We start from the raw sequence: 11,641 nt of genomic DNA on the forward strand, positions 1-11,641 counted from the left end.
GGGCGGCGCCCCGCCAAAGAAAAAGGGCGGGACCTTTCGGTCCCGCCCTTCGTCCTGTTGGTTCAGCAGGTGCTGACCGGACTTCTTAGAAGTCCATGTCACCCATGCCGCCCATGCCGCCGCCCGGAGGGCCGCCGGCCGAGGCCTTCTTGGGAGCTTCGACGATCGCGGCTTCCGTGGTGATCAGCAGGCCGGCCACCGAAGCGGCGTCTTGCAGAGCGGTGCGGACAACCTTGGCCGGGTCGATGACGCCGTCCACGATCAGGTCGACATACATTTCGGTCTGGGCGTTGAAGCCGAAGGTGGCCGAGTCGCTTTCCAGAACCTTGCCGACCACGATCGAGCCTTCAACGCCGGCGTTTTCGGCGATCTGACGGATCGGGGCCTGCAGGGCGCGACGGATGATCGCGATGCCGGCGGTCTGGTCGGCGTTGTCGCCGGTCAGGCCAGCCAGGGCCTTGGAGGCCTTCAGCAGGGCGACGCCGCCGCCGGGGACGATGCCTTCTTCAACGGCCGCGCGGGTGGCGTTGAGGGCGTCGTCGACGCGGTCCTTCTTTTCCTTCACTTCGACTTCGGTCGAGCCGCCGACGCGGATCACGGCAACACCGCCGGCCAGCTTGGCCAGACGCTCTTGCAGCTTTTCCTTGTCGTAGTCCGACGTGGTGTCTTCGATCTGGCGCTTGATCTGGGCGATACGGGCTTCGATCGCGTCCTTCTCACCGATACCGTCGACGATGGTGGTGTCGTCCTTGGTGATCGTGACCTTCTTGGCCTTGCCGAGCATTTCGAGCGAAACGTTCTCGAGCTTGATGCCCAGGTCTTCCGACACGACTTGAGCGCCGGTCAGGATGGCCAGGTCTTCCAGCATCGCCTTGCGACGATCGCCGAAGCCCGGAGCCTTGACGGCGGCGACGCGCAGGCCGCCACGCAGCTTGTTGACCACCAGGGTGGCCAGGGCTTCGCCCTCGACGTCCTCGGCGATGATCAGCAGGGGACGGCCCGACTGAACGACAGCTTCCAGCACCGGCAGCAGCGGCTGCAGCGACGAGAGCTTCTTTTCGAACAGCAGGATGAGCGGCTCTTCGAGCTGAACTTCCATCTTGTCGGGGTTGGTGATGAAGTAGGGCGACAGGTAGCCGCGGTCGAACTGCATGCCTTCGACGACGTCGAGTTCGGTCTCGGCGGTCTTGGCTTCTTCGACGGTGATGACGCCTTCGTTGCCGACCTTGTCCATGGCCTTGGCGATCATTTCGCCAACGTCCTTGTCGCCGTTGGCCGAGATGGTGCCGACCTGGGCGATCTCGTTGTTGGTCGTGACCTTCTTCGACGACGCCTTGATGTCGGCGACGACGATGGCGACGGCCTTGTCGATGCCGCGCTTCAGGTCCATCGGGTTCATGCCGGCGGCAACCGACTTGAGGCCTTCTTGCACGATGGCTTGAGCCAGGACGGTGGCGGTGGTGGTGCCGTCGCCGGCCTTGTCATTGGTCTTCGAGGCAACTTCGCGGATCATCTGCGCGCCGAGGTTCTCGAAGCGGTCAGCCAGTTCGATTTCCTTGGCGACCGAGACGCCGTCCTTGGTCGAGCGCGGGGCGCCGAAGGACTTTTCGATCACGACATTGCGGCCCTTGGGGCCGAGGGTCACCTTCACCGCATTGGCGAGGATGTTGACGCCGCGCAGCATCTTGTCGCGGGCGTCCGAGGAGAAATAAACGTCTTTAGCGGCCATGTTGAGAGCCCTTCAAAAGAGAAATAGGGGGTTGGAAAGTCGTTCGGACGGAGGAGGACTTAGGCCTCGACCACGCCCAGAACGTCGCTTTCCTTCATGATCAGCAGGTCTTGACCATCGACCTTCACTTCCGTGCCCGACCACTTGCCGAACAGGATGCGATCGCCAGCCTTCACGTCCAGAGCGACAACGTCGCCCTTGTCGTTACGGGCGCCGGGGCCGACGGCGACAACTTCGCCTTCTTGCGGCTTTTCCTTGGCGGTGTCGGGGATGATGATCCCGCCCTTGGTCTTGGTTTCTTCTTCGACGCGCTTCACGAGGACGCGGTCGCCCAGGGGACGAAATTTCATAGGATGTTCTCCGTCGGGACGGTTAGAATTAGGGATCGCCAGCGAGGGAAGCGCTGCTGTTAGCAGTCGCCCCCGGTGAGTGCCAGCGCCGGGCAGGAGGTAGTGCCGGGGGATGGCGGAGTCAAGGATTGCGCCCTCCGATTCTGGCGCGCCAAATGCCCCGCGCCGCCTCGGCGGCCAGCTAGGACAGGCGTAAGGACAGGCTTGATGAAACGTTTCCTATCCTCGGCCCTGGCGGCCAGTCTGGGCCTGGGCCTGATCCTCGTGGCCGGTTGCGTCAGCGCCCCGCCGCCGCCGCCTGGTCCCCTGACGGTTTCGGACGCTGGACCGGTCGTGCTGGCTCCCGGGCAGGCGCTGCGGATCGAACTGCCGCTGAACGCCGGCACGGGCTATTCCTGGCGGCTGGATCGGGAGGCGGACGGCACGGTTCTGAGCGGCGGCTCCAGCCAGACCACCAACGCCGCCCTGCCGGGCGGGGCGATCATGACGATCTTCACCTATCAGGCCACGGGGCGCGGCACGGCCGAGCTGTCCTTCACCCTCAAGCAGCCGTGGATGCCCGACACGGCCGGCGACACCCGACGGGTCTTCAGGGTGCTGGTCAAATGATCGACCACATCACCCTGGGCGTGGCGGATTTTGATCGCTCGGCGGCCTTCTATGACAAGGCTCTGGCGCCGCTGGGCCTGTCCCGGCTCTACACCGTGCCGCCGGAGTTCACCGGCGGGGTGCAGTCCACCGGTTATGGCGATACCCGGCCGTTCTTCTGGATCGCCGGCCAGGATGCGGCGCAGGGCAAGGTGCATGTGGCGTTTCGGGCCCAGACCCCGGCCCAGGTCGACGCTTTCCATGCGGCCGCCCTGGCGGCGGGCGGACGAGATAACGGTCCGCCCGGACTTCGCCCTCATTACCATCCAGACTATTACGGCGCTTTCGTGCTGGACCCGGACGGGTTCAACATCGAGGCCGTCTGTCATGGCGCCGCGCCCGCGGCGCCCGTCTGAACCGACCTCAAGGAGCGCCCCGCGCATGTCGAGCTATGCCCTGTCCCTGCTGCTGGCCGTGATCGCCTGCGTGATCGGTGGCGCGCTGGGCGGCATCGCCCTGGCCAGGCCGGCCCAGGGGCTTGGCATGGCGGGCCTCGCCCAGGGGGAGGCCACGCCGACCCCGCTGCTGGCGGGGGGACGGGCGTTCGGCGGCCTGCTGGTGCTGTCGCATGCCGGGGCGGCCCTCTATCTGGGCTACCAGCCGGGCATTGGCGCGGCGATGGCCTTCGCCCTGGCCCTGGCCTGGTTCGGTGTCGCGCTGGGTCGCGCCGCTTCGCTGCTGATCGACAAGGCTGGCGGCCGGTTCAATCTGGGCAGTCTGCTCTTCGAGGTGCTGATCGGGACCACCCTGGCGCTGCCGTTTCTCAATCCCGGTCGCCTCGTCCTGCGCGGCGGGATGATCGTTTAGGGCCGCGCGCCCTCGTGCCTTAGCAACCACGCCTTGCGCTCGAGACCGCCGCCATAGCCGGTGAGCGCGCCTGTGGCGCCGACCAGCCGGTGGCAGGGCACAAGGATGGCGATAGGATTGGCGCCGTTGGCCGCGCCCACGGCCCGGGTGGCCGCAGGCTTTCCGATCCGCTCGGCGAGGGCGGCGTAGGTCGAGGTGGTCCCGGCCGGTACGTCGAGCAGGGCGGTCCAGACCTGACGTTGGAACGCTGTGCCGTTGGTCGCCCACGCGATGGCGGAAAGGGCGTCCAGAGCGCCTTCGAAATAGGCGTTGAGCGCGGCGCGCACACCAGCCGGCGCGGCGCCGTTCTCCGGAGACTGATCGCCATAGTGCAGGCGCAGCAGCCGACCCATGCGCGGCATGTAGTCGTGAAAATCCAGCGCCCGCACGGCGCCGGTCTCGTCGGTGACCAGCAGGATTTCGCCCAGGGGCGAGGAGAGGCGGTCGAGGCGGAGGCGTGACGGGCGGGTCATGTCGTGGTTATCGCCCCACGGTTCAGACGCGTCGTTCCGCTTCTTGCGCACTCAAAATCCTTGTCATCCCGGAAGCCTCGTAGAGGCTGTCCGGGACCCAGGGGCCGACGCAATGCGGTTGTCCTGGGTCCCGGCTCTTCGCTTCGCTGCGGCCGGGATGACAAGCCATTTTGATGGATGGTTTAAGCGTTACTAGCGAATACCCGGAACGTGCAGGGCCGCTTCCTTCTCGGCCTTCTGCTTGTAAACCAGGTCGCCGTACTTGCCGTATTCCATGCGGGCGATGGTGCGCTGGTGCACTTCATCCGGGCCGTCGGCCAGGCGCAGGGTGCGGATGCCGGCATAGGCCTTGGCGAGACCGAAGTCGGTGGTCACGCCGCCGCCGCCGTGGGCCTGGATGGCGTCGTCGATGATCTTCAGGGCCAGGCGCGGGGCCGCGACCTTGATCATGGCGATTTCCAGACGGGCCGACTTGTTGCCGGCCTTGTCCATCATGTCGGCGGCCTTCAGGCACAGCAGGCGGCACATCTCGATGTCGATGCGGGCGTCGGCGACGCGTTCTTCCCACACCGACTGGTCGGAGATGAACTTGCCGAACGCCTTGCGGCTCATCAGGCGCTTGCACATCTTTTCCAGCGCGACTTCCGCCGTGCCGATGGTGCGCATGCAGTGGTGGATACGGCCGGGGCCAAGGCGGCCCTGGGCGATCTCGAAGCCGCGGCCTTCGCCCAGCAGCAGGGCGTCTTCCACCGGAACGCGGACGTTCTTGAGGATCACCTCGGCATGGCCATGCGGGGCGTCGTCATAACCGAACACCGGCAGCATGCGGACGATCTCGATACCGGGGGCGTCCAGCGGCACCAGAACCTGGCTCTGCTGGGCGTGGCGGCTGGCATTGTCCGGGTCGGTCTTGCCCATGACGATGGCGACCTTGCAGCGCGGGTCGCCCACGCCCGAGGACCACCACTTGCGGCCGTTGATCACATAGTGGTCGCCGTCGCGCTCAATGCGGGTCTCGATATTGGTGGCGTCCGAGGAGGCCACGTCCGGCTCGGTCATCAGGAAGGCGCTGCGGATCTCGCCGTTCATCAGCGGGCGCAGCCAGCGCTCCTTCTGCTCCAGCGTGCCGTAGCGCATCAGCACTTCCATATTGCCGGTGTCGGGCGCCGAGCAGTTGAAGACTTCCGAGGCGAAGCCGACCTTGCCGAGCTGCTCGGCGATCAGGCTGTATTCCAGGTTGGTCAGTTGCACGCCCTCGAAGACGAAGGTGTCGTCGACGTGGGTCTGGCCGCTGTGCGGCGGCATGAAGAAGTTCCACAGCCCGGCCGCCTTGGCCTTGGCCTTCAGTTCCTCGACGACCTGCACGACCTTCCAGCGCTCGGCGCCGAGGACGTTCATCTCGGCCTCGTATCGCGGGATGGCCGGCACGATGTGCTCGTCCATGAACGCGGTGACGCGATCGAGGAATTGCCGCTGCGTGGGGGAGATGTCGAAATCCATGGCGCTTCCCAATCCCTGTCTTCAAACGTTTGTTTGAAGTGGTTGTAGCACCGGGCTGACGCGGACGGCAAGATGGGATGGCAAGCAGACTTGCAGCCGTGGGGCGGCGCCCTTCAAGATGCCCGCCATGAACATCCAGATTCTCCCCCTTAACGGCCGCCATGTGCGGCTGGAACCCATCACGCCTGACCTGCCCGGGACCCTGCGCGACGAATTGCGCGCCGCCATCGACTGCGATCCCGAGAGTTGGGAAATCATGTCTACCAACGGCTGCGGCGAGGGCTTCGAGGACTGGTGGGGCGCGCTGCAGGGCGAGACCCAGCGCGGCGAGCGCATCGGCTTCGCCATCCGCCGGCTGTCCGACGGCAAGGTGGTGGGCACGTCCAGCTATCTGAACATCCGCCGCCTGCACAAGGGTCTGGAGGTCGGCTCGACCTTCCTGCATCCGGACGCGCGCTCAGGCCCGATCAATCCGGAGAGCAAGCGCCTGATGCTGGGCCATGCCTTCGCGGCCGGCGCCATCCGGGTGGAGTTCATGATCGATGTCCGCAACGCCCGCAGCCAGGCGGCCATCACAAAGCTGGGCGCCGACAAGGACGGCGTGCTGCGCAATCACAAGATCACCTGGACGGGCCACGTGCGCGACACGGCCGTGTTCTCGATTACCGACGCCGATTGGCCGGGCGTCAAGCAGCGGCTGGACTTCCGGCTGACGGAGACGTTCGTCTAGATCAAAGTTCGCTGCGAGCAATGAGTCTCATCTCAATGCTTCACGGTTTCGAGCGAGATTTGGCTTGAATGATCGCCCGTATACCCAATTTGGGGGCGGGTCCAAGGTGTTGGTAACCGTCATGCTGCAAGTATTCGCTGCATGGGTGGCATGGCGTGTTTGAGAATCTGCATTGAACATGGCGCACAAGACGCGTCTGCGGATGGCGTTACGCCGGGCAAGATCGATCGCACCGCCGCGCTGTATGTTGAGAGCCGCTGGCCGCCGCCCCGGCGTTTTGGCCAGGTCGCGCCCGGGGCCTATGTTCTGGTCGACCCTAACGCCGAGTTCCTGGATGGCGAGGAACTCAAGCAGATCGCCAGCGAACTTCAGCTGCGCCTGTTCGGCACTCAAGGCCGAGAAGACCTGTGCATGCTCACCTACGAGGGCGACGAGACCCAGGTGCTGCGCTTTGCGTGCCTGCCCGAGGCCGAACTGCTGTCCATGCGGGGCGGAGAGCCACCGCCGCCCGTCGGGCGCACCCGCGTGGTCACGCGAGATGGGGTGCAAGAACTGGCCTCCTGGGGCTCGACGCCGCGCAACGTCGCCCAGGCCGCCGTTGGACCTCTCGACGGGCCGCGCCTGGGATGGCGCGGCGTCTACAATCCCGTCACCGAGTATTTCGAGGCCAGCCAGTCGCAATTCATGCTGCGGGAGCCTGAAAAGACGGTCCCGGACGACAGCCAATATATGCAGTCGGATCTGGCGATGCTGGATGCGAACGTCGCCGCTCTCGAGCAGCAGCCGGATCTGCGCTTGCAGACCGATTTCCGGATGTGGAGCCTGGTCCGCGCCAGCCTGCGCGAGGCCTATCAGGCCAGGCTGTCGTCCCTGTCCCCGTCGGTCGTCGATCAGCTGAGCGCCCAGGTCTATGAGACGCCGCGCGACCTGCCGTTCTCGGCCATCGCGCCGTTGCGCGATCTGCTGCGGCCGATGTTCCAGCGAATCGAACTTCGGATCGAAGATGCCGGGTTCAACGTCCGGGCTGTGCCGGCCAATCTGATCGATGGCGTGGTCTTGCAATTGTCAGGCGCCGACGAACTCCAGCGCCTGCTGAGCCTGCGGCGGTTCCTGTCTGCGCGTCGGCAATATATCGACCTTAAGCTGCGGCAAGGCGTCACAGGCGTGCGATCACGCCGCGAATTTGACCTGTGTCGCGAGCTGAGACTGTCCTCGGTGAGCGGACCTTTTGTCACGGCTCCGTTCAGCGAACCCCTGCTGGAACAGGCGTTCCCGCATCCGGGTTTGCCGTTCAGAAAGGCTCCTCCACCCGCTGAAAACCAAGGGTTGAGTTAATTCTCGCACACTAGTCTCCCTAACCAATTGGCGATGAATCGCGGGTAAGTCAGTGAGCATGACCGCGATCGCCTGTTTGCGCCTGCTCATCGACGATCACGCCTTCCCGGCCTCGCGGGCCCAGGAGGCGGCGGACGCCTATCTGAAGGCGCGCTGGACCGCCCCGCGCCGTTACGGCGCCGTGGCGCCCCTGGCCTTCGTTCTGGCCGATAGCCGCGCCGCGCAGCTGGACCCCGTCGAGATGCAGGCCCTGGCCGCCGAGCTGGAGGCCAGCCTGTTCCCCGGCCGCAAGAGCGGTCAGGTCTGTCTGATGACCTTCGAGGGCAACGAGAGCGCCGTCCTGAAATTCGCCAGCCTGAGCCAGGCTGAACTGGCCGGTCTGGTGGCCGGCGAGGGCTATGGCGGCCCCGCCGGTCGTGTTCAGGTGATCACGGCCGAAGCCATCCGCGCTGTGCCCAGCACGCGCGAGGAGGCCCTCGAGGCCAAGGCGGCGGCCGTCGTTGCTCCGCCGCCCGTCACGCCGCCGCCTGTCGTTCCAGCGGCCGCCGCCGCGCCTGAGACCGCTGCGGTTCAGGTCGAGACGCGGGCGCCTCAGGCCCCGGCTCCTGCGCCGGTCGCCCGGGCCAAGCCGGCGCCGCCTCCGCCTCCGCCGCCGTCCAAGACCGGCTGGTGGGGTCTCTACGATCTGCCGACCGAGGCCTTTGTCGGCTCGATGATCGGCCTGCGCGCCGATCTCACCGAGACGCCCCCCGAGGCGGATTCGGCGCTGCTGACTCGTGACCTCAGCTGCCTCAACGACGCTCAGACCGCCCTCAAGACCGCGCCTTTCGGCGACTTCTACGTGCCGTTCGGCTTCTGGAACCTGACAACGCCGCACGCCCAGGACGCCTACAAGACCCGCCTGTCGCGCTATCCGCTGGACCTGCAGCCCCGCCTGGGCGCCAGCGTCTATGGCACCCCGCGCGAGGCCTCTCTGGGTCTGGTCAGCCAGATCCGCGCCTTCCTGAAAGGCAGCTTCGCCTTCCTCGACCTCAATGTGGTGGATCCGACCTTCCCGGTGCACAACCTGCCGCCCGAGCTGATCGACAGCGTCACCTTGACCCTGACCGGCGAGGACGAGCGCGAGCGCCTGAACAAGATCCTGAAGTTCGTGGAGCGCCAGGGCGTCTATCGCGGCAAGGGCGTGGCCCAGTGCGTGGCCGGCGTCAGCAGCGCCAACGAACTGGACGCCTGCCGCCAGGGCGGCGTCGCCCGGGTGCAGGGGACGGCCATCACCGGCTTCCTCGACAAGCCCGTCGCCCAGGCCGAGGGCGCGCCGCTGGCGCAGGCCCGCGACGCGGCCTGACGGTCCTTCTCGGATAGACGGATCGGGTCTCCTCATAAGAGATGCATGCGTTATAATATAACATAGCATATTGCCCGCGCCACCCGCCTCGGCTACTGGTGTTACATTATAACATCGAGAGGCGTTCGCGTGTCCCAGACGTCAAGGATTGATCGCCGCCTGCCGGTGACCGTGCTTTCGGGCTTCCTGGGGGCGGGCAAGACCACCCTGCTCAACCATGTCCTCCACAACCGCGAGGGCAAGAAGGTCGCGGTGATCGTCAACGACATGAGCGAGGTCAATATCGACGCCGCCCTGGTGGCCGAGGGCGGCGCGGATCTGTCGCGCACCGACGAGACCCTGGTGGAGATGTCCAACGGCTGCATCTGCTGCACCCTGCGCGACGACCTGTTGCAGGAGGTGCGCCGCCTGGCCGCCGAGCGACGCTTTGACTATCTGCTGATCGAGTCGACGGGCATTTCCGAGCCCATGCCGATCGCCGCCACCTTCGACTTCCGCGACGAAGCCGACCAGAGCCTGTCGGACGTGGCGCGGCTGGACACCATGGTCACGGTGGTCGACGCCTTCAATTTCCTGCGCGACTACGCCTCGCGCGACAGCCTCGCCCAGCGCGGCGAGACGGCGGGCGAGGGCGATGTGCGCACCGTGGTCGATCTGCTGGTCGAGCAGATCGAATTCGCCGACGTCATCGTGCTCAACAAGACCGATCTGGTCTCGGCGGAGGATCTGGGACGGCTGGCCGGGATCATCGCCACCTTCAATCCGGGCGCCCGGATCATCCGCTCCGAACGCGGCGCCGTGGCGCTGGACGACGTCATGGGCACCCGCCTGTTCGACTATGCCAGGGCCGAGGGCGCGGCCGGCTGGCAAAAGGCCCTGATGGGCGAGGTCCTGCCCGAGACCGAGGAATATGGCGTCAGCCACTTCGTCTATCGCGCCTCCAGGCCCTTCCATCCCCAGAAGTTGAAGGTCTGGCTGGAGCGCGAATGGCCCGGGGTGATCCGCTCCAAGGGCTTCTTCTGGCTGGCCACGCGCTATGACCGGGTCGGCGGCTGGAGTCAGGCCGGGGCGGTCACCCAGCATGGCCCGCACGGCCGCTGGTGGGCCACCGCTCCCCAGGACCAGTGGCCCGACGATCCGGCCTGGCGGACGACCATCGAGAAGGTCTGGAAAGCTCCACATGGCGACCGCCGGCAGGAGATCGTGCTGATCGGTATCGATATGGATCAGGCCGCTCTGAAGAAGGGCTTTGACGACTGCCTGCTGTCGGACCTGGTTTTCGGCTTCGGCCCCAAGGGCTGGAGCAAACTGCCCGATCCCTTCCCGTCATGGGGCTAGGTCATGCGCGGCGAACATCACCCGGCGCACATCGAGGATCGGGCGCACAATGACCACGCCCTGGAGTTCGAGCCGACGCCGGCCTGGATCGCCGCGACCATGGGGCTGAGCCTTGAGGACGCCGACTGGCTGTTCATACTCTATGTGGCCCAGCGTTCCGACGGCTCGGCGGGGTCGAGCGCCCGCTACCGCTATTTCTGCGAACCGGTCTGACAACAGGCCGCCTGACGCCTCGATCGCCCTCCCGTCGGCCTGTCGGTAAAAGGGGACTGGGGCGGATCGGGACGGATTGCCCAGACTTGGCTGCAACCTTTTGAGTCCCCGTTTCGTTGAAGCGGATCATCAAAAGGACGGCCCAATGAAAAGTCATCGCCATGGCGCCCGCCTGGCTGCGCTGCTTGCCTCGGCTGCGCTACCGGGCCTGTTGGCCGCCCAGCCGATGCCCAAGGGGCCGGCCAAGCCGGATACGCCTGAAGTCACCGCGATCATCGACAAGGCTATGGCCGTCGCTGGTGACGACTATTTTGTCACGACCGCCAAGCTGCAGTGCGGGGTAGGGGCGTCCACAGGCCTTCTGCAGTCCAGCGCGGCGCCCGAGCCCCTGCAGATTTTCGACAATCTCTATTTTGTCGGGCTCAATAGCGTCGGCGCCTATGCGATCAAAACCAGCGACGGGATCATCCTGATCGACTCGCTCAACAGCGCCGAAGAGGCCGAGAAGGTCCTGGTCCCGGGGCTTCGCAAGCTGGGGCTGGATCCCGCCCAGATCAAGTATCTGGTCATCACCCACGCCCACGGGGACCACTACGGCGGCGCCCAGTACCTCAAGGAACACTTCGCGCCGCATCTGATCGCCTCGGAAGCCGACTGGAAGATGATGGAAGCGCCGGGGGCCAAGGGGCCGTTTTCCCCGCCGCCCGCCCGGGACATGGTCGCCGTCGATGGTCAGAAACTGGTGCTGGGCGACACGACGATCACCCTTGTCCTGACGCCCGGACATACGCCCGGCACCCTGTCGCTGATCATCCCCGTGACGGACAAGGGCGTGCCACACGTGCTGGCCATGCAAGGCGGCACGGGACTGCCCCGCACCCTGGAGGCGCTGAAAACCTATCGGGCGTCGCTGGACCATTTCGCCGCATTCGCGGCGGCGGCGGGCGCCGACATCGAGCTCAGCAACCATCCGTTTGTCGATGACAGCCTCAAGCGGATGCAGCAGCATGCGGTCGCGCCGAGCGGCCCCAACCCGCTGATCATAGGCCAGGCGCGCTACAGGCGTTATGAGCAGGTGATCGCCCTGTGCGCCGATGCCGGCATCGCCCGCTTGCAGCCCTGACAGGACCGCAA

At 66.0% G+C, this 11,641-nt stretch carries 13 protein-coding genes and 1 pseudogene; 9 read left to right on the forward strand and 5 right to left on the reverse strand.

Annotation, left to right across the window (positions count from 1 at the left end; genetic code table 11):
- Positions 1-85 precede the first annotated feature (85 nt).
- Together groL and groES are read right to left on the reverse strand one after the other, a co-directional pair.
- Complete coding sequence (gene groL / locus ACW17Z_RS14655; RefSeq protein ID WP_419318565.1) at positions 86-1,729, reverse strand: chaperonin GroEL; 1,644 nt, start codon at positions 1,727-1,729, stop codon at positions 86-88.
- 59 nt (positions 1,730-1,788) lie between these two features.
- A complete protein-coding gene (groES, locus tag ACW17Z_RS14660) occupies positions 1,789-2,079 on the reverse strand; it encodes a co-chaperone GroES (RefSeq protein ID WP_010918572.1) in 291 nt (96 codons plus the stop codon).
- Between the two features lie 207 nt (positions 2,080-2,286).
- Here groES and ACW17Z_RS14665 point away from each other — a divergent pair, with 207 nt between their 5' ends.
- The 3 genes from ACW17Z_RS14665 to ACW17Z_RS14675 are packed head-to-tail and all read left to right on the forward strand — an operon-like array spanning position 2,287 to position 3,534.
- Entirely contained in the window at positions 2,287-2,688 is a 402-nt protein-coding gene (locus ACW17Z_RS14665; RefSeq protein WP_419318563.1) for a protease inhibitor I42 family protein, read from the forward strand.
- The gene (locus ACW17Z_RS14670) at positions 2,685-3,083 is read left to right on the forward strand and encodes a VOC family protein (RefSeq protein ID WP_419318561.1); all 399 of its coding nucleotides are present in this window, start codon (positions 2,685-2,687) and stop codon (positions 3,081-3,083) included. The genes ACW17Z_RS14665 and ACW17Z_RS14670 overlap by 4 nt, the downstream gene beginning before the upstream one ends.
- 25 nt (positions 3,084-3,108) lie before the next feature.
- Positions 3,109-3,534: a DUF4345 family protein gene (locus ACW17Z_RS14675; RefSeq protein WP_492056534.1), complete on the forward strand. Its 426-nt coding sequence runs from the start codon at positions 3,109-3,111 to the stop codon at positions 3,532-3,534.
- On the opposite strand, the gene ACW17Z_RS14680 is transcribed toward ACW17Z_RS14675, so the two are convergent.
- The 3 genes and pseudogenes from ACW17Z_RS14680 to ACW17Z_RS14690 form a co-directional block, all read right to left on the reverse strand.
- Positions 3,531-4,097, reverse strand: coding sequence for a methylated-DNA--[protein]-cysteine S-methyltransferase (locus ACW17Z_RS14680; protein WP_492056535.1), 567 nt, complete (start codon positions 4,095-4,097; stop codon positions 3,531-3,533). The genes ACW17Z_RS14675 and ACW17Z_RS14680 overlap by 4 nt on opposite strands.
- A gap of 2 nt (positions 4,098-4,099) precedes the next feature.
- Positions 4,100-4,215: pseudogene (locus tag ACW17Z_RS14685) on the reverse strand (hypothetical protein); the annotation flags it as partial.
- Positions 4,216-4,238: 23 nt separating this feature from the next.
- Positions 4,239-5,546: an acyl-CoA dehydrogenase family protein gene (locus tag ACW17Z_RS14690; protein ID WP_419318552.1), complete on the reverse strand. Its 1,308-nt coding sequence runs from the start codon at positions 5,544-5,546 to the stop codon at positions 4,239-4,241.
- Between the two features lie 127 nt (positions 5,547-5,673).
- On the opposite strand from ACW17Z_RS14690, the gene ACW17Z_RS14695 reads away from it, so the two are divergent.
- The 6 genes from ACW17Z_RS14695 to ACW17Z_RS14720 all read left to right on the forward strand — a co-directional run bounded on the left by ACW17Z_RS14695 (position 5,674) and on the right by ACW17Z_RS14720 (position 11,630).
- Complete coding sequence (locus ACW17Z_RS14695; protein WP_419318550.1) at positions 5,674-6,276, forward strand: GNAT family N-acetyltransferase; 603 nt, start codon at positions 5,674-5,676, stop codon at positions 6,274-6,276.
- Positions 6,277-6,426: 150 nt separating this feature from the next.
- Positions 6,427-7,611 (forward strand): hypothetical protein, encoded by a 1,185-nt coding sequence (locus ACW17Z_RS14700; protein WP_419318548.1) that lies wholly within the window; start codon positions 6,427-6,429, stop codon positions 7,609-7,611.
- A 58-nt stretch (positions 7,612-7,669) separates the two neighbouring features.
- Positions 7,670-8,956, forward strand: coding sequence for a hypothetical protein (locus ACW17Z_RS14705; protein ID WP_492056536.1), 1,287 nt, complete (start codon positions 7,670-7,672; stop codon positions 8,954-8,956).
- A 129-nt stretch (positions 8,957-9,085) separates the two neighbouring features.
- A complete protein-coding gene (zigA, locus tag ACW17Z_RS14710; protein WP_419318544.1) occupies positions 9,086-10,294 on the forward strand; it encodes a zinc metallochaperone GTPase ZigA in 1,209 nt (402 codons plus the stop codon).
- A 3-nt stretch (positions 10,295-10,297) separates the two neighbouring features.
- Entirely contained in the window at positions 10,298-10,507 is a 210-nt protein-coding gene (locus ACW17Z_RS14715; protein WP_419318542.1) for a hypothetical protein, read from the forward strand.
- Positions 10,508-10,652: 145 nt separating this feature from the next.
- Positions 10,653-11,630: an MBL fold metallo-hydrolase gene (locus tag ACW17Z_RS14720; RefSeq protein ID WP_492056538.1), complete on the forward strand. Its 978-nt coding sequence runs from the start codon at positions 10,653-10,655 to the stop codon at positions 11,628-11,630.
- The last annotated feature ends 11 nt before the right edge of the window (positions 11,631-11,641 follow it).

It is taken from the genome of Caulobacter sp. GSs2 (assembly GCF_058680895.1).

What these genes read in the sequence shown, in the direction of transcription:
- ACW17Z_RS14665 (WP_419318563.1), top strand. Translation starts at nt 2,287, where the DNA reads ATGAAACGTTTCCTATCCTCGGCCCTGGCGGCCAGTCTGGGCCTGGGC.
- ACW17Z_RS14715 (WP_419318542.1), top strand. Translation starts at nt 10,298, where the DNA reads ATGCGCGGCGAACATCACCCGGCGCACATCGAGGATCGGGCGCACAAT.
- ACW17Z_RS14700 (WP_419318548.1), top strand. Translation starts at nt 6,427, where the DNA reads ATGGCGTGTTTGAGAATCTGCATTGAACATGGCGCACAAGACGCGTCT.
- groES (WP_010918572.1), bottom strand. Translation starts at nt 2,079, where the DNA reads ATGAAATTTCGTCCCCTGGGCGACCGCGTCCTCGTGAAGCGCGTCGAA.
- groL (WP_419318565.1), bottom strand. Translation starts at nt 1,729, where the DNA reads ATGGCCGCTAAAGACGTTTATTTCTCCTCGGACGCCCGCGACAAGATG.
- ACW17Z_RS14705 (WP_492056536.1), top strand. Translation starts at nt 7,670, where the DNA reads ATGACCGCGATCGCCTGTTTGCGCCTGCTCATCGACGATCACGCCTTC.
- ACW17Z_RS14695 (WP_419318550.1), top strand. Translation starts at nt 5,674, where the DNA reads ATGAACATCCAGATTCTCCCCCTTAACGGCCGCCATGTGCGGCTGGAA.
- ACW17Z_RS14670 (WP_419318561.1), top strand. Translation starts at nt 2,685, where the DNA reads ATGATCGACCACATCACCCTGGGCGTGGCGGATTTTGATCGCTCGGCG.
- ACW17Z_RS14675 (WP_492056534.1), top strand. Translation starts at nt 3,109, where the DNA reads ATGTCGAGCTATGCCCTGTCCCTGCTGCTGGCCGTGATCGCCTGCGTG.
- ACW17Z_RS14720 (WP_492056538.1), top strand. Translation starts at nt 10,653, where the DNA reads ATGAAAAGTCATCGCCATGGCGCCCGCCTGGCTGCGCTGCTTGCCTCG.
- ACW17Z_RS14690 (WP_419318552.1), bottom strand. Translation starts at nt 5,546, where the DNA reads ATGGATTTCGACATCTCCCCCACGCAGCGGCAATTCCTCGATCGCGTC.